Source organism: Rheinheimera texasensis DSM 17496 (assembly GCF_000711985.1).
Taxonomy (GTDB): domain Bacteria; phylum Pseudomonadota; class Gammaproteobacteria; order Enterobacterales; family Alteromonadaceae; genus Pararheinheimera; species Pararheinheimera texasensis.
The window spans coordinates 322064-344854 of the sequence record NZ_KL544006.1 but is presented as its reverse complement, the minus strand read 5'-3'; the positions used below and the strand labels follow the sequence as shown (position 1 = coordinate 344854).

The window sequence follows — 22791 nt, the reverse complement described above, 5'->3', positions numbered from 1 at the left end:
CATGTTAAATACACCTTTTTCAGTGTGGCCTTCCTTTACTCAGGAAGAAGCAGATGCGGTCAGCCGCGTAGTACTCAGTAATAAAGTCAACTACTGGACCGGACAGGAATGCCGCGAATTTGAAAAAGAATTTGCAGCCTGGGCCGGAACCCAATACGCCGTGGCACTGGCCAACGGCACACTGGCATTGGATGTTGCGCTTAAAGCACTGAATATTGGTCCGGGTGATGAAGTGATTGTGACGCCAAGGACTTTTCTGGCTTCTGTGTCCTGCGTCATTACGGCTGGGGCCACGCCTGTTTTTGCCGATGTCGATTTAAACACGCAAAACCTGTCTGCTGAAACTATTGCCGCGGTCATCACGCCGAAGACCAAAGCCGTCATCGTTGTCCACCTGGCAGGTATGCCAGCAGACATGGACCCGATTATGGAACTGTCCCGGCAACACGGCTTTTATGTCATCGAGGATTGTGCGCAGGCTCATGGCGCTCAGTATAAAGGTCGGTCTGTTGGTTCCATCGGTCACATCGGTGCATGGTCGTTCTGTCAGGATAAAATTATGACGACCGGTGGTGAAGGCGGCATGGTGACGACGAATGACAAGGATTTATGGTCCTTTATGTGGTCGTACAAAGATCACGGTAAAAGCTTTGATTCGGTTTACCACAAACAACATGCTGCCGGATTCCGTTGGGTGCATGACAGTTTCGGCACGAATTGGCGAATGCTGGAAATCCAGGCCGTGATTGGCCGCATCCAGCTTGCCAGAATGGCTGGCTGGACCGAGACCCGTAATCGTCATATGACGCAGTTAAATGCAGCAGCAGCTGAGTTTCCATTGCTGCGGCAACAACAGGTTCCTGCAGATGTTCAGCACGCAGGTTATAAGCACTATTTCTTTGTACAACCAGAGTTTTTTGCTCCTGGGTGGGATCGTGAGCGTTTGATCAGAGTGATCAATGAAGCGGGTGTGCCTTGTTATCATGGCAGTTGTTCAGAAGTCTATCTGGAAAAAGCCTTTGACAATACGCCCTGGCGCCCGGTAGCCCGGTTAAAAAATGCCCGCTTATTAGGCGACACCAGCCTGATGTTTCTGGTTCATCCGACTTTAACTGCGCAGGAGATGCAGAAGTCTTGTGACGTGTTGAGCGCAACCCTTGCTGAAGCTTCGGTTAAGCGCTGAGTCAGTCGCGGATGAAAATTCTTTACGTGGTCACCCGGGGTGATGTGATAGGCGGTGCCAGTATGCATGTACTGGAACTGGCCGAAGACATGCAACGCCGCGGTTGTGATGTCACGATTTTATTAGGGCCGGGTGACATTGTGGCGCAGCTGGCGCAGCAACGCGGCCTGACTACTATTGTGGAGCCTATGCTGTTGCGCCAAATATCCCCTTGGCACGATCTGCGTTGTTTGTTCCGGCTGAGCCGGCTTTTGCGTCAGATAAAGCCTGACTTAGTGCACCTGCATTCAGCGAAAGCCGGGATCCTCGGGCGCATTGTTGCCAGGTTCCACCAGCTCCCGGTGGTGTATTCAGTGCACGGGTGGTCGTTTAGTATGTACCAGGGGGCCATGGCGCGTTGGTTTCAGCGGTTTGAACGGGCGCTGCTACCGCTGACCGACTTGTTGGTGTTGGTGTGTCAGCGCGATATCCGGATCGCTGTGGACATCCTCGGCGCCAGCCCAACACAAGTGCATTTAGTTCACAACGGTATCGCCGACTTGCCTGCTACAGGTCTAAGAGCTGACTCGGCAATCTGCCGGCTGATTTCTGTGGCCCGATTTGAACAGCCGAAAGATCAGGCAACTTTATTAAATGCGCTGGCGCAACTACCTGCCGGGCATTGGCATTTAAAGCTGGTTGGCAGTGGCCCGATGTTAGAACCGTGCCGGCAATTAGCTTCAGCGCTGGGGCTGACGCAGGTTGAATTTCTTGGTGAGCGTGCTGACGTGCCCGAGTTGCTGGCGCAGTCTGACGTCTTCGTTTTAAGTAGCAAAAGTGAAAGTTTGCCGGTCAGTGTAATCGAAGCGATGCGTTCCGGTCTGCCGGTGGTAGCGACCAATGTGGGTGGCATGGCGGAGCTGGTCGAAGAGGGTGTCAATGGCTATCTGGTGGAGCCGCAGTCGACGGCCAGCCTGAGTCAACGTCTCGCGGCGCTAATCAACGATTCGTCGATTCGCCGCCGGATGGGGACAAAAGCCCGGGAACGTTATCTGCAGGATTTTACTTTGCAGCAAAATGGCGACCAGTTATTTAATCTGTACCTTCAACTGCTGGAGGCCGCATGAACAGAGTTGTCTTGACCGGAGCCAGTGGTTTTATTGGCCGGCATCTGGTTGAATTTCTGGCCGCGCAGGTTGACGTCTCTTTGCTGGTCGTTGTTCGCCGGCCATTAAGCTGGCCTTTACCTGATTCAGTCGATATGCAGGTCATTGCGGATTTTCGTGATGAGGCGGCCTGGCTCCAGCTGTTACAGCCGGACGATATTGTGATCCATCTGGCTGGACTGGCCCATCGTGATTTGCCGGCTGAAACACAAGTGGAAGGCTTTTTTGAAGCCAATGTCGCGACAACCCGCGCCATCGCACAGGCAGGTGCCCAAAGACGAATTGGCAATTTCATTTTTATCAGTTCTATCGGGGTCTATGGCAGCAGTCGTAAGGAGATAGTGGCCCCTGACAGCGCGCTACATCCTGATCATCCTTATGCTGAGTCTAAACTTGCGGCAGAACTGGCATTATTGAGTGTGCCGAACCGCCGTTTCAGCTGCACGATTCTGCGCCTGCCTCTGGTTTATGGCGCTAATGCGCCGGGCAATTTTGGCAAACTGTTACGTCTGGTTGCGCTTGGTATTCCGCTGCCATTTGCCGGACTGCATAATCGCAAGTCGTTTTTAGGTATTGAGACTTTAAAGCAAATTATGCACAGGCTGATTCAATCCCCTTTGCAAGGCGATTACACCCTGATTGCCGCTGAACAAGATGCGGTGACCTTAGCCAGCCTGTTAAGTCATTTGTCAGCTGGCATGGGCAAAAAATCCCGGCTGTTTTATGTACCTGCCTGGATGCTGAAGCTGTTCCTCAGTTGCGTGGGACAGAAAAAAATGTACAAAAAATTATGTCTGACATTAGAAGCAAACAGTACTCAGTTGTTTGACTTGATCAATTGGCGGCCTCCACAGACTGTGGAAGAAATCATTCGCAAAGTTGGTTCAGACTATCAAGGATCCCGTCGCACATGATGTTGCTTTGTCTGCTGGCGTTGTTCACGTCCTTTGTCGGGACCTGGTTGTGGATCAGGCTAGCCGGCCAACGATTCCTGCAGGACATACCTGTTGCACGCAGCAGTCACTCCCAACCGACGGTGCGTGGCGGTGGGATGGTATTTGTCAGTATCTTTTTAATTTTCATTTGGGCTGAGCAAAACATCAGCCAAACCGTCGTGTTCACTGAACTCGGTTACTTTTCGATACTCATCATCATGCTCGTCGGGTTCATCGACGATTTGCGTGGGGTTTCAGCACTTAGTCGACTTTTCGTGCAGCTGGTGACTGCTACGCTGCTAATTTTACCAGCCAGCACAGCAGAGACTGGGGCGGGCTTCTTCGTTGCAGGTTCCATTCTGGCCGCAGTGTGGCTGATAAATCTCTATAATTTTATGGACGGCATTGATGGCATTGCTTCAATACAGGCGATCAGTGTGAGCTTGGTTATGGCTATCGTGTTGTTTTGGCATGGTCAAATACAGCTTGCATGGCTTTTAGTTGGCCTTGCTGCCTGTGTTTCAGGTTTTTTATATTGGAACTTCCCGGTTTGCCGCATATTTATGGGAGATTCCGGCAGCGCGGCTTTAGGCACAATTTTTGTTATCTTTGTCATTAAAAGTTCGCAACTGTCAGCTGAATTTTTTTGGTACTGGCTTATTTTAATGGCGGTATTTATTGTTGATACCAGCTGGACGCTACTCGTACGTCTCATGACCGGTCAAAAAATATGGACTGCACACAACCTTCATGCATATCAGAAGCTGAGTCGCAGGTGGCAAAGTCACAAGAAAGTTAGTTTTTTAGTCGCCGGGTATAATTTATGCTGGCTGGCGCCAATGTTGCTTGCTGTCGAAATGGGCCTTCTTGATAAGCATATCGCTCTCATTTTCGCCTGGGGGCCGATGATTGTGGTGTGTGTTTGGCTACGTGCCGGTCAGTTAATACCATGCAACGAAGCGAACTCCAGATGAGCAATGCCCCATACGTTTTTTTTTCAATCATTATTCCGGTATACAACAAAGAACTTTCTGTCAGCCGTGCCATTGACTCTGTGTTGCGCCAAAGTCATGACAATTTTGAATTGATCCTGGTTGACGATGGTTCTACCGATAACAGCTGGTCAAGTTGTGCACAGTTTGATGATCATCGGATAAAACGTATCCAGCAAAGCAATCAAGGGGTTGCAATTGCCCGGAACCGCGGAGCGTCAGAGGCCAGCGGGGACTATCTGTGTTTCCTCGATGCCGATGATCGGCTCGAACCTGATTTTTTACAGCAGATAATCCAGCTAATAACGCTTAAACCTGGAGCGGCTTTGTATTGCTGCCGCTATCAGTTGGTCGGACAGCACGGTGAAACTATGTTAGCGAAAAGCACATTTGCTGAAGATTTCGCGGGGGAAGTTCCGGATTTTTTCAGCGCTTACCGGCACAACAGATTTTTCATTCATACGTCCGGCACCGTGATTGGCAAACATATGTTTTGGCAAGTCGGCGGATTTCCTGCAGGGGTAAAAATTGGCGAGGATATTTATCTGTGGATGCAACTAGCCTTGAAAGGCGCAGTGATGCATTGCAGTAAACCCGCCGCTACAGTCTTCCAGGACGCTGAAAACAGGACCATTCATGTAGTCAACCAGAGTCTCGCCTGGCACAGTGTGGTGTTTTTACGAGACCGACGCTGGACAAATGGACTAACACACAGACAGATCCAGTTAGTCGACAGATTTGTCTGGTACAACACTTCCATCGCAGCATTGGGTGCATTGAGATTTGGCAGAAAAGCTGTGACCAGAGGTTATGTGAAATTGTTGTGGCGCCGCTATCCACTTACTGCTTCTGCGTTGCTGCTTGCCAGCTATTTTCCGGCAACAGTGTTTGCTTCATTGAAACTATTACGCGACCGCTTAACTTCTGCAACTATGGGAAGACCCGATGCCTGAATTCCCGTTAGTCTCTGTATACCTGCCTACTTGCAACAGAGCAGATTTGTTTGAGAGAGCCTTAAAGTCAGTGTTGCAACAGGATTATCCGTCGCTGGAAGTGTTGGTGGTGGATGATGGGTCAGAGAATATCACCGCTGAAAAAGTACAAGCTTGTTGCAAAAACGACCCGCGGGTTCGTTGGTTTCGCCATGAGCAAAGCCTTGGTGCACCGGTTGCTCGAAATCTGGCCATCACCAAAGCTCAGGGCGAATTTATCACTGGACTTGACGATGACGATGAATTTTTACCAGGTCGTATCAGTGCTTTTGTAGCTGCGGCTAAAGAGCATCAGTCGGCTGGTTTTTTCTGTTCCGGCTACCGCTACCAATTACGGACTGGCCAAATCCTGAGCGGTCTGAAAGGTGCGCTGATTTTTGACTTGCCTGTGCTGCTGATGAAAAATGTCGTTGGTAATCAAATTTTCATCAGAACTGAATTGCTGCGGGCTGCGGGTGGTTTTGACCCCGCAATGCCAGCCTGTCAGGACTATGACATGTGGGTCAGGCTTTGTATTCAGGGGCTGCAGGGCTATCGTTTGCCGCTTCAGAACTATTTAGTGCATTTGGACCACGAAACACCACGGATCTCAACCAGTGTGAAGCGACAGCAAGGTCAAATGATGTTTGTACAGAAACATCAGTCATTGCTGACGCCAACGCAGCGCAAAGCACAATTGTTTTATGCGAAATTGTATGCCGGGCCAGTTAGTTTTGGGCAAATCCTGCTGGAATGCCCTCTGACTTTGTGGCCTCTCGCAGTCAAGACGACATTATTGCGCTTAGCTGGCCGGCAGGTTTAACAATTTGCGCTGAAAACGATATTCCTTTTGGCCTCCGGTTCCGAGCCAGACACAGTTCCTGACATGGATTCGGTTGCCAAAAAGTGGCAAGCTTGTAGAATGCGGCGACGGTGTGCAGCACCTGGGGCCACCAGTGGATTTGGTTATAGAGACAAGCATAAAGGCAGCAGTTGTCAGGCCTGACAGCTGCCAAACCGGCAGACTGTGCTGGTGATGTTTACCGCGTTGCATCCGCAAGTCGCTGTTGTTTAAGGTATTAACTGGCGCTGTGTGAGCGGATGACAATAAACTCCGTCGGGACGCTTTTTCGGACTGAGCTATACGTCGTTGTATACAACTTTTTATCTGAGGCAATAAGTGTAATGAAAAATAGAGCTGGTTTTACTCTCATCGAATTGTTAATTGTGATTGTTATCCTTGGGTTACTTGCGTCGCTGGTCGCACCGAAGATGTTTGGCAAAGAAGAATCATCGAAAATTAAGATTGCCCAGACTCAGATGAAAATGCTCGAAACTTCCCTCGATACCTTTCGGCTGGATGTAGGTTCTTACCCGGATAATCTGAATGAACTGCTGAAGTCAGATAAAAAAGGCTGGGACGGCCCATATTTACCTAAAGACCTGCCGCTGGACCCATGGGGGAATCCGTATGTTTACAGCGCAACACCGGCTGGCGAGAAGCCATACAACATGTTGTCTTATGGCGCTGACGGTAAAGAAGGTGGTGAAGGCAAGGGCGCGGATGTTCTGCATCAATGAGTAAAATTGCTGATTTATTACAGACTGAGTATGGCCTGACGCCTGCTGAGATTGAAAAAGCCGCTGCATTCCAACGTAAATATGGTGGTCAGTTGGAGTCGGTCCTGGTCAGTATGGGCGCTTTGTCGTCTGAGTCTCTGCCAGGCCTCTATGCAAACTTACTCAGGTTGCCGATAGTTCAGGAAGAACGACTGGTCGGCTGGACTTTACCTGAAGATGCCCGACAGCTGCCTCTGGCGCAATTGCTTGAACATCATTGGTTACCCTTTGATTTTCAAAATAACACCTGGACTATTCTGACGCCTTGCCCCACGGACATGGCTTGCATCGAACTGCTGTCCCAGTTTAGAACTGATTTTCAGGTGATGATTTGCAGCAATGACCAGTTTTCGCTATTGCGGAATCAGGTTGAGCTGACTGAATCCACACAGTTGTCCAGCCAGTTAAGTAGTTCGGAAGAAGCACGATTGCGCGAGCTGGCATCTGAAGCCCCAACTGTTAACTTACTGAATTCCCTGATCACCAGAGCATTGCGCTTACGTGCCTCGGATATGCATGTTGAACCGGTGAACGGGAAAGGCATAGTTCGGTTTCGGGTCGATGGCGTATTGCATGAAGTGGAATCGATACCAGCCGCAATTCTTTTGCCTGTGATCACACGGCTGAAGATCCTCAGCTCGATGGATATTGCAGAAAAACGCCGGCCACAAGATGGTAAAATTGAAACCAAAATTAGTGGCGTTGACCTCGACATTCGGGTCTCAGCATTGCCACTGGCCGATGGTGAAAGTGTCGTCATGCGTTTCTTACGCAAAGACAACATTAACTATGATCTGGCCGACCTCGGCATTTCTGCTGATATAGAAACTCAGATCCTCGAAGACATCACCACCACAGCTGGTGTGATTTTGTTAACAGGCCCAACCGGCTCAGGTAAAACGACCAGCCTCTATACCTTTTTAAATCGGCTGAATACGCCTCAGGTGAAAATTATCACGCTGGAAGATCCGGTCGAGTACCAGTTAAACGGTGTGAATCAGGTGCAGGTGCAGCCCGATATCGGTTTTGATTTCGCCGCGGGTTTGCGCAGTGTCGTACGTCAGGACCCCGATATTATTATGCTCGGTGAGATCCGGGACAAAGAAACTGCTGCTGTGGCGATGCAGTCTGCGCTTACCGGCCATTTGGTATTTTCTACTGTGCATACCAATGATGCGCCCAGTGCCTATACCCGCTTGCTTGACCTTGGAGTAGATGAATTTCTGCTCAATGCTGCGTTAGTCTCTATCATCGCACAGCGTCTTGCCCGCCGCTTATGTCCACATTGTGCCCAACCTGATACCGAGCACCGGACACATATCCGTGACCGTGATTTGCATGTACTGGCACAGCGCTTCGGCTTGCCGTCCATTAATCTGAAAGTGGCAAAAGGCTGCGAACATTGCAGTGGTACCGGCTATCGGGGACGGGTTGCATTGATTGAATATTTACGCTGCGATGACGCAGTGCGTTCAATTCCCAAAGATCAGAACTTTATCCGGGAGGCGCGTCAGCTCAATAGCCAGCGCGGTGTGCGAAATCTGCTGGAAGACGGCCTGTTGAAGGCGATGCAAGGGGTCACGACTGTCGAAGAAGTGCTGAGGGTCGCGGGCTGATGGCGCAGTTCAGATATCAGGGTTATGACCGCTCCGGGGCCAAAGTCGACGGTGTGATCGATGCGGTCTCGGTAGAGGTGGCAAAAGACAAACTGAAGGCCGATGGTTTGTTGATTTCATCTTGTAAGGCTGAAAAAGAAGATGTCGTCAGAGGGCTGCTCGGCCAGGGCAAACTGTCACTTGAAGACATTACTTTTCTCACCTCTGAACTGTCGGTGTTGCTTGATGCCGGTCTGAAAATAGATAAAGGCCTGGAGCTGTTAAAAAAGTCCAGCAAAAAGCCTGCGCTGCGACAACTGTTAGAAAAGCTGACTAAATCTTTGCGTGGCGGGCGGCAGTTATCGCAGGCATTGACTGATTATCCGGAATATTTTGACCCACTGTATATCAACCTGGTCAGTATTGGTGAAGCCAGTGGTCAACTGGTCGAGGCCTTCCGGGCGCTTAGTGCTGATTTAGCATACCGGCGCAGCTTACAACAAAAGATTGTTCAGGCGCTGACATACCCCGCAGTGATTCTGTTGGTCTGTATTGCATCCATTTTGTTTATTTTCAATTATGTAGTACCAAACATGAGCAGTTTGTTTGCCGGGCAGGAAGACTTGCCAGGTTATACGCAAATGTTATTGGGACTGTCTGACTGGCTGATTAATTACCAGCTTTGGTTGGGTTTAGCCTTGCTCGTGTTTGGCGTGGTCGCGTTTAAATATCCAATGCCACCCGGCGTCAAAGCCAGATTGCAGCAGCTGCAACTCAGAGTCCCGGGGCTACGTGCTGCTGTGTTGCTGGTAGAGCGTATTCGTTTTTGCAGTGGGCTTGCGATGATGCTGCAGGCTGGTATTTCGGTGGACCAGGCATTGCAACTGGCATCCGGTGGTGTAAAAAACCGGCTGCTTCAGCAAGAGCTGTGGATTGCGATCGAAAAAATAAAGCGCGGTGAACCATTGGCGGCGACATTAAACCGGACGGCAATTTTCCCGGATTTTTTTGCTTCTTTGCTCGCCGTTGGTGAAGAAAGCGGTGAGCTAGAACGTATATTCACTGAAATTACCAACCGTAGTCGCCGCGATTTTGATAACTGGGTGACACGGATGACCAGTTTGCTGGAGCCATTATTAATCCTGGTAATGGGTGGCATCGTTGGCTCTGTGGTGGTGATCATGATGCTGAGTATCACCAATGTCACGGATATTGGGATCTGACATGCGTAAGCACTGGTCTGGTTTTACATTGATTGAATTACTGGTCGTCTTGTCGCTGATGAGCGCTGTAGTCGCTTTGGTTGGGCCATTAGGCTTTGCGCAAGTAGAAAAAATCAAAGCAAAATCTGAGTGGTACCAGTTAACACAGCAAATGGAATCACTACGTAAACACGCATTTTTACGCGGCAGTGATATCGTCGTCGGCTTTGAAGGAAAGGCTGCTGAGATCAGATATGCATCAGGCCAGGTTCAAAATCTCGACTTCAATTACGTGTTTTTTTTGCCGCAAAACCTTTATATCGACAGTCACGGCGAAGTGGAACAAACCACCATCAGTGCGCTGGTACTTCAGGTACCACAAGAATATAACTTCAAATGAAGTCATCAGGAACGCGCCATTCAGGCTTTACACTAATTGAAGTGATGATCGCTGCGGTCATTCTGTTTTCTGTGCTCAGTTTTGCCAGTCTGGCGGTAAAAAGTGCGCGGCAAAGCAGTGAGTCTGCCAGTGAAACTGTCACGCTTTATCAACCTGTTCCACTAATCGTTGATCAGATCCGCGAAGTGCTGCAACAGCAAGCGGCGGAACAACTACAGGGGGCAGGTGCGATTTTCGGCGTACGTTACCAATGGACCGCGAACAGGATGCAGTATGCGCCGCCGGCACCGCGTTTTGACCCTGACATGACGGCTTTTGTGTCCTATAAACCGCGTTTTGCCAGATATCAGGTCAGTCTTATATTGCAAAAAGATAATAAAAACCGTGAATTAAGTTATGTGGAGCTGGCATGGACAGATATTCAGCCAGAGCTCTGAGGGGCTTTACGCTCATCGAAGTGTTGTTATCGACGTCCATTCTGGTGATGTTGCTGGTACTGGTGGCTTATGCCTATCAGTTGTTTGTCAGTTATTCCGAACGGCGTTTATCCGATTTTGAACAGCGTTTTTCTGAGTATCGTCAGATGGAACTGGTGACGGGCGCGCTGCGGCACCTGAGTTCATTCCGGGTACTATCTGCCAGTTCAGCTCAACAATCAGGTCAACAACAAAACTTTGGCTTTTATTTCCTTGGCAGGGACGAAGGTTTTACCGCGGTCACCAATAATGCGATTTCAAAAGCCGGAGCTTTGGCTGTGATACGTTTTTTCCGTGAGAATGACGAGAACGGCAAACTCAGACTGGTTTATGAGGAGGCGTTGCTGGATGCTGCACCTCTGGTTCATGCCGATCAGCAACTTAATTTTAGTAAAAGGGTGATTGTTGCGAGCAATTTGGAAAATATAACTTTTTCTTACTATGCCATTGACCGTAATCAGGTGCTGGATGATACCGGCGTGGTTAAAAAGATTTGGTATCCGGTGTTCGATGGCATCGAGATAGCTGACCAGCCAGAAAAGCTCCGCGTCACTATCGATCAGTTCGATTGGGTGATCACACTGCCGGCAAAAACTCAAAGCTATAAACAATTACAGGCTGACGATGTATGACCAGCATCAATTACAGGCAACGCGGTATAGCCCTGATGCAGGCACTTTTTCTAACAGCAATTTTGCTGACCGTTGTGCTGTCGGTCGCCTATCAAAGTCGTGAACAGGTACATACTGCATTTGCTGTGCAACATCGGACCGAAGCCTTTTTAGCCAACTACAGCAGTAATAACGACTTAATGTTTGCCTTGCTCACAGAGAATTGGCAAGGTCGCTCAGAAGATCCGCAAAGTATCACGCACCGATGGAATTTCTACGGGCAGCCATTTGAGTTCTCGGCGTCAGAGGTCCGCATTCAGGATGCGCTGGGGCTGGCCAATACCGGCGCCATGAAACCTGAATTGTTGGCCTCGGTCGCTGGCTACTTCGGCTACTCTGCTGAAATGGGCAGCCGACTGGCTGAGCAACTGGCAGACTGGCAGGATGCTGATGACATAGCGCGGCCATTTGGTGCCGAACAGGGCGCCTATGGTGACCGGGTATGGGTTCGCAACGGGCCGGTGCAGGATTTATCTGAGTTAGGTTTCTTGCCGGCGATGAACCCTGAGTTTCAGCGTCATTTATCACAAATATCGACGCTGTATCTGAGCAGCACCGTTAATATATTGAACGCACCTGAAGCTTTGTTGCCTTACTACTTCGGTGAGGACTTAGCTGAAATCATTAAACAACAGAGATCCGAAGGAAACGTCGACCAGAGTTTCATTTCAAGGACCAGTGGTATTTCAGGCGACGAGTTCTACACGTATACTACCGGTCCTGTTTTTCGTATCAGTATTTCGTCGGCGATAGAGTCGGCACGCTACTCAGATGAAAAAACCGTAGTTCTGAACCCTTACACTAATAATCCAGTGACTATCTGGGACCAAAGGAAAACCTTCGATGACCTCAGGTTCTCATCACAGCAGCCTTAATTTATCTGCGCTACGGGCCAGACTGTATCAGTGGCTGCTGACAAATAAAGTGGCAGCACTGCCAGCCGACTTACAGCAGGTCACGACGCCTGTTGTGATTCTACCGCGATATAGCTACCGCGAATTACATAAAGATTACCCGATTGAGCAACAACGTGAGCTGAAAAAAGTATTGGCCGTCGAATATGAATCGACACCTTTTATCCGCCATGTGTTTGCCGAGCCAGCGCATGGTAAAACACCAGTCAGCAGTTATCTTCCTGATCAGAGCGTGATCACAGCTTTACCCCACAATGCGGTATTGCTGCCTGAAACTTACTTACTCGGGCTTGCTTTGTTGCCAGGTCAGGCTGCAGAGGTGCAAATCGCTGGCAGAGCTCCGTTTTTTATAGCCAACATTCTGGGCCAAATCAGTTCGTTACAACGTTCAGCGTTATGTGCGGACATTGCAGCCTTTTTACTTTATGTCGGCTTGCCCGATGATGCTGAAGTGCTGCACATTGAAGCTGAACAATACAGCAGGCTACTGCAGAAAGGGTTTCATTGCCTGCAGGTCACTGATTTTTTTAACTTCTGGCAATCAGGCTTAAAGCAGACCGCAGCTTTTAACTGGCGCCCGCCTGCGCTTGCTGCAGCGGTTACAGTAGCGTCTTATGCCGCGCTCAGCAGCGCCTGGCTGATGTATCAGGTTAGCGCCAGCCAGGCACAGGCAGAAAGCCTTGGCGCTGAACTTAACGAAGTATTGGCTATTCAGCAGGATATCAACCGAATGGCGGCGGTTTCCAGTCAGTTGCAACAATCGTTTCAGGCAAATGCCAGCAGCGCCCAGCTCTGGAGCGTGGTTTTAGATATGCAGGCGAATGGCGATAGCCTGCAGGCCGTATCGATGAAAGGTGCGAAACTGGAGCTTCGTGGCACTTCAGACAAAGCAACAGACACTCTACAGCGACTGGTGGCGTCGCCTTTGTTGAGCAATGCCCAGTTTAACTCTCCGGTGACCAAACAACGTAAACAGGAAGCTTTTGCGATCGCTGCACAAGTAAAACTGGAGGCCGCAGATGCAGCCAAATAAAAATCAGGCGCTGTTGGTCGTGCTGGCCGCGTTATTATCGATCAAATTGCTATTGCTGCCGCTGATGGAGTGGCAGGATGAATCGATTGCGGCGCTGGAACTGACACAGCAAAAATTACAGCGTGCTGAAGGGCTGCTGGCAAAAAAAGAGGCGTTACAAGCCGAGCAGCGGCTGATGCAGAAGCAACTGGAGCAAGCTTTGGCCGGCGTGCCTGTCGTCAGCGATGTTCAGCAGATCAGAATTGAAACCTTGCAAAAAATGCAGCGACTGTTGGAACCCAGCGGTGTGACTGTGAGTTTATTTGATATTGCCTCCGAGCAATCTTTGGCAGATACAGGAGTCTCGGCGGCAATACTGAATATCGAGCTCAAAGGCAAACTGCCGCAACTGGCGTTGGCCCACTTTGAGCTGGAGCAACAGTTTCCGAATCTGGTAGTGAATCAATTCCGACTGAGCGGCGGTAGAATTGACGGCAAACGCGACATTACGCTGGTGATGATGGCGAATTATTATTTCAGAACTGCAGCAAAAGCCCCTAAGTCAGCGCCTGCGGCTAAACAAGGGGCGAAGACATCATGACATTGTTGAAGCCGAAGTTTCTCTATCCGTTATTACTGACCGTTTGTCTCGCTGATTTTGCTAGCCGGTTTTTCCCGGAAATGCAGCAAATTAACCGTGCCGGCTCCGAATCATTCACGCCATTCAGTGTCCGGCAAGATATTGGCGACACGGCAGCGCTGCGTAAACTTTATCAATCTGCACTGGACAATGACGGCAGCACTGTTGCCACAGGGTCTGACGCCGGGAAATTTGATTCATTTACTGCCAATGGTTTGACTGTTGCGCTGGTAGCTATCTATGAAGCTGAACAACGAATCGCCGTGCTTTCGGTTAAAACTGAGCGTCAGCAGCCCGTGATGCAGCGGCTGCAGCTTAATGCTGAGCTTTCCGGCTACAAGCTGGTCGAGCTGAACCGGCAACAAATCGTGTTGCAAAACGCACAACACAGCAAAGTGCTGAAATTATTTACACCGCAAAAATCGAACAAGGATCAATAACATGTCTTATCCATTCCGGCTTTCTTTGCTGGCAGTCAGTTTGCAACTGTTAGTGTCCTGTGCGACGCCCGTCAATAAAGGTCAATATACTGTGGCCACCGGCACTCTGGCTGACAGCGATGGTTATCAGGTGCAGGAAAGTGATGCTGCAGTGGTGCAACCGGCTGAATTTAAAGACAGACCTAAATACAAAGAAATAAAACCTTTTGCCGCTCAGGATCAGCGCTTAAGACCAGCCACCGATGTATCTACTGCTTTTAGCGCCAATGATCAGGTCAGTATTTCCGCCGACAAAATGCCTGGCCGTGAGTTCCTTCATACGGTATTCGGCGAATTGTTGGATGTGAACTATGTCATTGCCGACGATATCCGCAAAATTGATGACCCAGTGACCCTGAAACTGACTGAAACCACCAGCAGCCGCCAGTTGTTTTTGCTGACTTCCCAGATTTTGGCCGAACGCGGGATTGGCATTACCAAACGCGAAGACGTTTATTTTATTCATCCGCAGGATGACAAAGACAAAGCCACCACCGGTATTGGCTTTGGTCGCAATAACGACGACGTGCCGCAACTGCCTGGGGAGCTGGTGCAGATAGTGCCGCTGCGCTTCAGCCTGGGGCAAGGGCTGGAGCGCACTTTGAGTGAAATCTCTAACGCTCAGATCACTCAGGACTTGCAGCAAAACGTAGTCTATGTCAAAGGCTTGCGCGAAGACGTGCTGCGGGTCATGGACCTTATCAGGATTTTTGACACTCCTGCAGCCCGTGGTCGCAGTATCAGTATGTTGTACCTGACTTATGTCAGCCCGGAAGAATTTATCAAAGAACTTGGTCGTTTACTGGAAAGTGAAGGCTTAAGCACGGATGTGGGCCGGGCTGGCCGGCAAAATATGGCGATGATTAATCTCGACCAGTTAGGTGCCGTCGCTTTATTTGCCACAGACCCGTTATATCTGGAGCGGGCGCGGTTTTGGGCTGATCAGCTGGATCAGCCAAGCGTCACTGAAGAAAAACGTTATTTTGTGTTTTACCCGCGTTTTGCCCGTGCCGCTGATTTGGGGCAATCAGTCGCGGCCTTGCTTGGGCAATCGTCAGCAGCCAACGCCGTCGGCAACCAGAGCCGCGATACCCGCAGCAGTGGTACGCCGACGACAGGCGCTGCAACCGCAGGTGCTGCGCAGAACAGAGCTGCTGCTACACCAGCACGCACTGCCAGAACAGGTGGGGCAGTATCGGCCAGCAATGAAAATATCCGCATGACGGTTGATGAGCGTTCCAATACCATCATCTTTTTTGGCACCGGCAAAGAATATCAAACTTTATTGCCGATGATTCGCCGGTTAGATGTGATGCCGAAACAGATATTGCTTGAAGCAACTATCGCTGAAGTATCGATGACAGACGAATTTGCTTTAGGTTTGGAGTTTGCACTGGCCAATGGCAAAGTAGATACCAGCACTATGGGAGCCTTTAAAACCTCAGGCATCGGTGGTTTAAGTGTTAGCTATGCTGATGGCCTTGATAAAGTCATTACCAATTTACGTGCTTCGGATGGCCGGGTAAATGTACTGTCAAACCCGAGCCTGGTAGTACGGGATGGGGTTCAGGCTAACATCGCTGTGGGAAATGATATTCCAACACAAGGCGCGACAACGACGAATCCAAATACAGATAGTCAAACGGTGTCAGTGGTATATCGTAAGACGGGTGTGTCTTTATCTGTAACACCAACGATCAATGCCCAGGGTTTGGTGGTGATGCAAATCGACCAGAATATTTCAAATACATCTACGGCCTCCACTGCGTTTCCTGGTAGCCCCGCGATTTTTGAACGCTCAATTAGTACGGAAGTGATTGCGCAAAGTGGCCAGACTATTCTGCTGGGTGGTCTTATCTCGGATAACCAAAACGAAAATGTGACCAAAGTTCCAGGGCTTGGTGATTTACCGTTGATTGGTGGTTTGTTCCGTAGCCAGAATAATTCCAAAACAAAAACCGAACTGGTGATATTAATCACACCAAAAGTGATTGACAGACCCGAGCAATGGCATAATATTCGTAACCGCTTATCGCAAGGCCTGAATTACCTCGAACTTGATGTTGAAAAAAACAACAATTAGTGTAACTTAGCTAAGCAACAGACAAATTTATGCGTTGACAAATTTGTTGTCGGCCATAAAATGTGGAAAGGAAATTGGTTTGGGCCAGTTTCTCATTAAAAGAAGAAACTAAGGCAAGATGCCGATGTGTTTCAATTTCATGAAATTGGAGAAATCTTGATGAAAAACGTTTTTACTAAATCAGTAATCGCTGCCACGGTATTCAGCGCTTTTGCTGCTACTGCTGGTACAGTAGATGTTGCTAACGGTACTGCCTCTCTGTTTACTCACGATGCTGACACTACAACAGTGGGCGCTCTGACTCGTGCTGTAATCGTTTCTAAAGAACTGATCGATAACTCAGTAGATGAAGATGAAGCGCTGGTTAACCGCACTTTAGCTGGTGGCGCTGTAGCTGGTCAGTACGGTGTTCGTGTTCTGCAGTATTCTTCACCAGTTGACCTGAAAGCAAAAAGCACTCTGGTTTTCAAACTTACTGGCGGCGCGATTGAAGCTAACACTGCTTTAGCTCTGTTACGTGAAAACGCTGGTAACTTCGAAGTCGTTGGTACAGTAACAGACTTCGTTGCTGACGCTGATGGTAACTACACATCTGTCAAGTTCCAGTTAGATGATGGCATCGTTCAAGTAGATGCTGATGACGTTCTGGTTATTGGCGATGCCTCTGATGATGGTAACGTAGCAGCTGTTGCTAACTTAGTTCAGCCAACTTTCATTCTGGCTGAAGGCGCAACTAGCCTGACAGTTGCTGTGCCAGAAGTTCGTGATGACAATGCTCAGCTGTTAAACGCACCAGTTGCTGCAGCTGAAACTGTTGCTGCAGTAATCAACCAGTTCTCTGTAACAGTAACTAAAAACACTGACAAAATCGACGTTGACCAAGACCGTACTTTCTTCACCGACGCAACTGGTGATGACGAGTCTGACGCTTCAGTTGAAATTGAACAAACAGCTACAAACAGCTACAAACAGCTACAAACTGGGCAACTTCAAACAAAGGCCTGCGTTTAACTGGTGCTGTGAACTACACTATCGCTGGCACTCAAGACGCTATCGATGAAATCGCTGCAGCAACAGCTGGTGCTTACACATACGACGAAGACGATAACGAGTGGACAGCTACTGACACTCTGTCTGATTTAGTAACTGCTGGTACAGAAGATATCACTGCTACTGTGTTAGGCGATGTTGAAATCGAAGAAGCTGTATACCCAATCACTGTACAAGCTGGTGCTCTGACTGCTGCTGCAAACTACGGTGCAACTAAAGCATTCAACCTGGTTGAAAGTTCAACTTTGTTCGACTGGAAACTGAACGCAGCTACTGCAACTATCCCATACATGCCATTTGCTGCTAACGTAAATCAGGTTATCTACCTGACTAACAAAGGCACTTCAGAAGGCCGTATCTTCGTTGACGTTTGGGCACAAGATGGCGAGAAAGTTGTATCTAACGTACAACTGACTGGCAACACTATCCCTAACGGTATCTCTTTCCTGACTAAACAGATCCAGGATCTGGTAGCCGGTAAAGTAGACAGCGAGAAAGTAACTATCAAAGTTATCGCTGAAATTCCACAAGACGAAATGGAAGTATTCTCTGCTTTCAACGTTGGTGGTACAGACCGTGGCTTAGTCATCAACGACAGCAACACTACTACTAGCCGTCAATAATTAGCGGTTGATTAAAAAAGCGAGCTTAGCTCGCTTTTTTTTTCTTAAGATAGAAGCGGTTGCTATACACTTTCACTCTGGCTTTATATATTGAAAGTCGAGGAAAGGTCTGAAAATTAAGCCCAAATGGAATTGACAGACATCATATAGTGCGCGCTTTTTGTAGATTATCTTGGTATAATCTCTAAGCTCCAGTACAAGATTTCTAAATTTCAATGAAATGAAACATGTTAAGCCCAACTTGCTTGGGCTTTTTTTTTGAGTTGAATTTAAATCGCATGTCGTTAAGTCTGCTGGAATATTGTTTTGCACTGGATATACCCTTCGGCTAAAGTGGGCACGCCAGCAATTCCTGCAAATCTTTTTATGCAGGGATAAATGCTCTGGACAATTTTTCGCCTGTACAATTTAGTTAGGATGGAGATGGCAAATACCATGATGCACCGCCTGAAATCATTTTTTTCCGTCAGGCAAAAGCAGCAGATCAAGCAGCTTATCGAGTCTTCACAGCAACGCTTTGCCTTTGTGTTCGGCGCTTCTCCTTTTTTATGCTCAGTATACTATCTGCTGTTTTCCAGCCAGTTCCGGCGTGAGCATTATTCTGTATTGCAGGGACGGATTGCTTACCAGCGTGGACTTTCAAAGCAGCTTAAAAGCAGCGCATTGATCCGGCGAAATATCCACCGGCTGGAAAAGGGCCTGATTATGCAGCCACGTAAAAACGTATTTGCCGAAGATTATATTATTGAAACTGTCGTACAACTCTCGAACTGTTACGCCGGATTAGAACAAAAAGAATTGCGTTGGGCATTTGATGTCATCAGCGAATATTTCAGTGTCGTAGCGTTAACGCCAGCGATATCTTTAGCGTTTAAACAGTTTCAGCAAATGTTGCCGTCATTGGAACATTTACTGATGGACCCGCAGTCAACACCGTCAGTACCGTATAGCTATCAGCAGTTACCCGCTCAGGCAGTAACCTATGAAGAATTGCTGGTGTTGTTTCGACGCCGCCGCTCTGTACGCTTTTATCTGCAACAAGAGGTGCCGGAACAATTGATCACTGCGGCCATTGACGCAGCCTCGCTGGCGCCATCAGCCTGCAATCGTCAGCCGTATAAATTTCATCGGCTATCTGGTGCAGATGCGGTTAAAGCTGCAGCTTTTGCCATGGGCACCAGCGGTTTTTCACATCAAATCCCCTATTTGTTAGTCGTGACAGGTGATTTGTCTGCCTATCCGGCGGAGCGCGACCGTCATGTTATTTATATCGACGGGGCTTTGGCCAGTATGCAGCTGATGCTGGCGTTAGATACGCTCGGGCTCGCAAGCTGCCCGATTAACTGGCCCGATATCGAAAGCAGGGAACGACAACTGAGTGATTTTCTGCAATTGCCGGCATGGGAGCGTCCGATCATGTTGATTGCCTGTGGCTATGCGGACCCGCAGGGGGGGATTCCATTTTCTCAGAAAAAGTCGGCGTTGGATTTATCAAAAAGCTACAAAACTTCGCAACAGGGCTGAATTGATGTTAATCGAAATTCGTGGTGTACAGTTTAATAACAAAGGTGCTTATTTGATGCTTCAGGCCTGCCTGGAGCAAATCGCAAAGTTGTGGCCTACTGCATCTGTTGCACTCGCGCCCAGTCCAAATTCACCATATATTCTGCGCAGTAAGTTAGGTGTGTACCAAAAAATTCCGTTGCAATTTAAAGGATTACATTTTCATCAACTTGCCTGGTGGCTACCGAAACGACTGAAAACGTTCCTGAAACATAATTTTGGCTTTGTATTTGAGTCTGATGTTGATTTGGTGTTGGATGCATCTGGTTTTGCTTATGGCGACCAGTGGGGCGGGCGGGCCGTGCGCTCAGTTTGTGCAGAGGTCCTGCGATTAAAACGCCATCAATCAGGTTACATTTTCCTGCCGCAGGCGATGGGCCCATTTACCCGAAAGGATGATCAGCAGGCACTAACGACAGCATTGCCGGAAGCGTTGCTGGTATGTCCCCGTGACGATGCGAGCCTGAATTTTTTGCAGCAATGCAGTCAAAGTGCAACTATTCAACAGTTCGCCGATTTTACGAATTTAGTTAAGGCTGATGTCCCGCAAAATCTTCCAGAAAATTATGCGCTTATTATTCCCAACTCGGCGATGACCGGTCGACAGAATAATCACAAAAGCTGGCATGACCGTTATTTGCCGGTGCTGACAGATGCAATACTTGCCGTCGAGAAAGCTGGTCTTTTGCCGGTCGTGCTTAATCATGAGGGTCCTGCGGACCGGGTGATCTGCGAACAGTTAAAGCTGCGTTTCCCGGACATTCATGTGGTGGCGCCGGCACTACCAGCTGTTGTAAAAGGTTGGATCAGCAGAGCACAGATTGTCATCAGTTCGAGATTCCACGGCTGTGTCAGCGCATTATCGTCAGGCGTTCCCTGTATCGGTACTAGCTGGAGTCACAAATATGAGATGCTATTTGCGGAATATCATCAATCGGGAATGTTGCTCAGTCCAAGCGATGGAGCTGAACAGATATTTCATTTAATCTCAAAAGCTTGTGACACTGAAAATCAAAAATTGTTATTCGAACGAGCTGATTACTGGCGGTCCCAGTCAGAGCAGCTTTGGCAGACAATACAGCAGACAGTCGCTGAAGCTATTGATTCAGGTGTTATTCAGCTCAAAGATGCAGGATAGAGATTCGACGGCTTCATAGAATTTAGCCTTTGCTTTCCGCTATAATACGCGCTGAATTCGTAGCTGGCAGGTTTGGGGATGACAATAAGAAAGGAGTTAAATTAATGTTGGAATGGTTATTATCATTACCCAGGTACATTAAACGTCTTATTTCAGTGCTGTCAGATGTTGTTTTCCTGAGTTTCTCGATGTTAGTTGCAATCTGGGTAACACAAACTGACCCCCAGGCCAGTTTGGCCCAGGCTGCTGGTTTATTCCTGCTTTCTGTACCAATTACGATTATTGCCTTTACCAAGCTTGGTTTGTACCGGGCAGTTATCCGCTATATCGGTCAACACGCTTTAGGTGCAGTGTTGGCTGGCATCATCAGTAATGCAATGTTATTGGCTATGTTATTTCAACTTGCGGGTATTTCTGACAAAGGCAATCTGATTTTCGTTTACGCCATCATGGCGCTGGTCACCAGCGGTGGTTTACGTCTGGCAGCCAGAATGATGTTGTTTCAGCGTCATAATGGTCACAAAGAGCGCGTGCTGATATATGGTGCTGGTTCTTCCGGCCGGCAACTGGCACAGGCGCTGTTAAATGGTGAGCAATTCCACCCGGTTGCCTTCGTCGATGATGATTTAACCCTACAGCGTTCGACTATTCTGGGTATCCATGTTGGTAGCCCCAGCCAAATCGCTGCCATTATCAAATCGAAAAATATCAGCCGGATTTTATTAGCCTTACCTTCCGCCAGCCGGGCACGGCGGCGCGAAGTACTGGAAAGTCTTGGTACTATGCCAATTCCAGTACAAACGGTCCCAGGCATGAGCGATATCGTTGACGGCTCTATGCGTATTGATGAACTACAGGACGTCAAAATCGAAGATTTATTAGGTCGTGATCCGGTCGCTCCTAAACTGAAGCTGATGCACGCCAATATCAAAGATAAAGTAGTGATGGTGACTGGGGCCGGTGGTTCTATCGGTTCTGAGTTATGCCGCCAAATCGTGCAGTATGAACCCAAGGTACTGGTGTTATTTGAATTATCGGAGTTCGGCCTTTACAGCATTGAGCAGGAACTACGGGCTCTGATTAAAGACGAGCAACTGGAAGTATTGCTGCAGCCGATTTTAGGCAATGTACAAAAACAAGCCCGGGTGCAGGCAGTGATGGAAAAGTTCGGCGTGCAAACGGTCTATCACGCTGCTGCATATAAGCATGTGCCTTTGGTTGAATACAATGTCGTAGAAGGTGTCATCAATAACGTATTTGGCACCTGGCGGGCGGCAGAAGCCGCAGTGGCCGCTGGTGTGGAAACCTTTGTACTGATTTCGACCGATAAAGCGGTGCGGCCGACCAACATTATGGGCGCATCTAAACGGCTGGCTGAGCTGGTGTTACAGGGCCTTGCCATTCGCCAGAACCGCACTCGTTTTTGTATGGTGCGTTTTGGTAACGTACTTGGGTCTTCCGGCTCTGTAGTACCGTTATTTCGGGAGCAAATCCGTAACGGTGGGCCTATCACTGTGACTCATCCGGAAATTATCCGTTATTTCATGACTATCCCTGAAGCAGCACAGCTGGTGATCCAGGCCGGCGCCATGGGTAAAGGTGGCGACGTGTTTGTGCTTGATATGGGCGAACCTGTGCGTATTGCTGATTTGGCGCGGCGCATGGTGCATCTGATGGGACTGGAAATCAAAGACAGCCAGCATCCGGATGGTGACATTGAAATTTGTTTCTCTGGCTTGCGTCCCGGTGAAAAGCTGTATGAAGAATTGCTGATCGGCGAAAATGTGCGGCAGACCGCGCACCCGCGCATTATGGCTGCGAATGAAGTTTCATTAAATTGGAAAGATATGGCCGAACTGTTGCGCCAGCTGGAACATCATTGTGACCATTTCGCTGTGGAGCGCATTGTTCAGCTTATCACTGAAGCACCGACCGGCTTTAGTCATAGCAGTGCCGTTTGTGATTTGGTTGATTTGCAACAAAGCCAGTCACCGCTGGAAAAAATTGCGCAAAAAGTGCCGGAGCTCAATGAGTTACCTGTGGCAATCGCCCGCATTAGCTGAGTCAGCCTGTGCAGCATTTCAGAGTTCTGGTCACGA

At 48.7% G+C, this 22791-nt stretch carries 22 protein-coding genes; all 22 read left to right on the top strand.

What is annotated here, in order from left to right; genetic code table 11:
• Position 1 precedes the first annotated feature (1 nt).
• The 22 genes from Q399_RS0118695 to Q399_RS0118580 all read left to right on the top strand — a co-directional run bounded on the left by Q399_RS0118695 (position 2) and on the right by Q399_RS0118580 (position 22755).
• Positions 2–1183, top strand: a complete 1182-nt coding sequence (locus tag Q399_RS0118695; protein WP_031571235.1) for a DegT/DnrJ/EryC1/StrS family aminotransferase — start codon at positions 2–4, stop codon at positions 1181–1183.
• Between the two features lie 11 nt (positions 1184–1194).
• Complete coding sequence (locus Q399_RS0118690) at positions 1195–2289, top strand: glycosyltransferase family 4 protein (protein ID WP_031571234.1); 1095 nt, start codon at positions 1195–1197, stop codon at positions 2287–2289.
• A complete protein-coding gene (locus Q399_RS0118685) occupies positions 2286–3242 on the top strand; it encodes an NAD-dependent epimerase/dehydratase family protein (protein ID WP_031571232.1) in 957 nt (318 codons plus the stop codon). Before Q399_RS0118690 ends, Q399_RS0118685 begins: the two co-directional genes overlap by 4 nt.
• Positions 3239–4237, top strand: coding sequence for an MraY family glycosyltransferase (locus Q399_RS0118680; protein ID WP_031571230.1), 999 nt, complete (start codon positions 3239–3241; stop codon positions 4235–4237). Before Q399_RS0118685 ends, Q399_RS0118680 begins: the two co-directional genes overlap by 4 nt.
• A complete protein-coding gene (locus Q399_RS21770) occupies positions 4213–5208 on the top strand; it encodes a glycosyltransferase family 2 protein (RefSeq protein WP_084164520.1) in 996 nt (331 codons plus the stop codon). The genes Q399_RS0118680 and Q399_RS21770 overlap by 25 nt, the downstream gene beginning before the upstream one ends.
• A complete protein-coding gene (locus tag Q399_RS0118670) occupies positions 5201–6049 on the top strand; it encodes a glycosyltransferase (RefSeq protein WP_084164519.1) in 849 nt (282 codons plus the stop codon). Before Q399_RS21770 ends, Q399_RS0118670 begins: the two co-directional genes overlap by 8 nt.
• A gap of 362 nt (positions 6050–6411) precedes the next feature.
• On the top strand, positions 6412–6807 hold the full coding sequence (gspG, locus tag Q399_RS0118660) for a type II secretion system major pseudopilin GspG (protein ID WP_031571221.1): 396 nt from the start codon (positions 6412–6414) through the stop codon (positions 6805–6807).
• On the top strand, positions 6804–8462 hold the full coding sequence (locus Q399_RS0118655; RefSeq protein WP_031571219.1) for a GspE/PulE family protein: 1659 nt from the start codon (positions 6804–6806) through the stop codon (positions 8460–8462). Before gspG ends, Q399_RS0118655 begins: the two co-directional genes overlap by 4 nt.
• The gene (locus Q399_RS0118650) at positions 8462–9664 is read left to right on the top strand and encodes a type II secretion system F family protein (RefSeq protein ID WP_031571217.1); all 1203 of its coding nucleotides are present in this window, start codon (positions 8462–8464) and stop codon (positions 9662–9664) included. The genes Q399_RS0118655 and Q399_RS0118650 overlap by 1 nt, the downstream gene beginning before the upstream one ends.
• A 1-nt stretch (position 9665) precedes the next feature.
• Positions 9666–10043, top strand: coding sequence for a pilus assembly FimT family protein (locus Q399_RS21765; protein WP_051686171.1), 378 nt, complete (start codon positions 9666–9668; stop codon positions 10041–10043).
• Positions 10040–10480 (top strand): type IV pilus modification PilV family protein, encoded by a 441-nt coding sequence (locus tag Q399_RS0118640; protein ID WP_084164515.1) that lies wholly within the window; start codon positions 10040–10042, stop codon positions 10478–10480. Before Q399_RS21765 ends, Q399_RS0118640 begins: the two co-directional genes overlap by 4 nt.
• Positions 10453–11151 (top strand): type II secretion system protein, encoded by a 699-nt coding sequence (locus Q399_RS0118635; protein WP_157836349.1) that lies wholly within the window; start codon positions 10453–10455, stop codon positions 11149–11151. The genes Q399_RS0118640 and Q399_RS0118635 overlap by 28 nt, the downstream gene beginning before the upstream one ends.
• The gene (locus tag Q399_RS0118630; protein ID WP_031571209.1) at positions 11148–12065 is read left to right on the top strand and encodes a type II secretion system minor pseudopilin; all 918 of its coding nucleotides are present in this window, start codon (positions 11148–11150) and stop codon (positions 12063–12065) included. Before Q399_RS0118635 ends, Q399_RS0118630 begins: the two co-directional genes overlap by 4 nt.
• Positions 12034–13137, top strand: a complete 1104-nt coding sequence (locus Q399_RS0118625) for a PilN domain-containing protein (protein WP_031571207.1) — start codon at positions 12034–12036, stop codon at positions 13135–13137. Before Q399_RS0118630 ends, Q399_RS0118625 begins: the two co-directional genes overlap by 32 nt.
• Positions 13124–13717: a hypothetical protein gene (locus Q399_RS0118620; RefSeq protein ID WP_031571204.1), complete on the top strand. Its 594-nt coding sequence runs from the start codon at positions 13124–13126 to the stop codon at positions 13715–13717. Before Q399_RS0118625 ends, Q399_RS0118620 begins: the two co-directional genes overlap by 14 nt.
• On the top strand, positions 13714–14196 hold the full coding sequence (locus Q399_RS0118615) for a hypothetical protein (protein ID WP_031571203.1): 483 nt from the start codon (positions 13714–13716) through the stop codon (positions 14194–14196). The genes Q399_RS0118620 and Q399_RS0118615 overlap by 4 nt, the downstream gene beginning before the upstream one ends.
• A gap of 1 nt (position 14197) precedes the next feature.
• The gene (locus Q399_RS0118610; RefSeq protein ID WP_051686170.1) at positions 14198–16318 is read left to right on the top strand and encodes a secretin N-terminal domain-containing protein; all 2121 of its coding nucleotides are present in this window, start codon (positions 14198–14200) and stop codon (positions 16316–16318) included.
• A 126-nt stretch (positions 16319–16444) separates the two neighbouring features.
• Entirely contained in the window at positions 16445–17329 is an 885-nt protein-coding gene (locus Q399_RS0118605; protein WP_031571200.1) for a hypothetical protein, read from the top strand.
• A gap of 8 nt (positions 17330–17337) precedes the next feature.
• Positions 17338–17991, top strand: coding sequence for a hypothetical protein (locus Q399_RS0118600; protein ID WP_031571199.1), 654 nt, complete (start codon positions 17338–17340; stop codon positions 17989–17991).
• A gap of 705 nt (positions 17992–18696) precedes the next feature.
• Positions 18697–19515, top strand: coding sequence for a nitroreductase family protein (locus Q399_RS0118590; protein WP_245612932.1), 819 nt, complete (start codon positions 18697–18699; stop codon positions 19513–19515).
• A 4-nt stretch (positions 19516–19519) separates the two neighbouring features.
• A complete protein-coding gene (locus Q399_RS0118585; RefSeq protein WP_051686169.1) occupies positions 19520–20692 on the top strand; it encodes a polysaccharide pyruvyl transferase family protein in 1173 nt (390 codons plus the stop codon).
• Between the two features lie 188 nt (positions 20693–20880).
• The gene (locus Q399_RS0118580; RefSeq protein ID WP_245612931.1) at positions 20881–22755 is read left to right on the top strand and encodes a polysaccharide biosynthesis protein; all 1875 of its coding nucleotides are present in this window, start codon (positions 20881–20883) and stop codon (positions 22753–22755) included.
• Positions 22756–22791 lie beyond the last annotated feature (36 nt).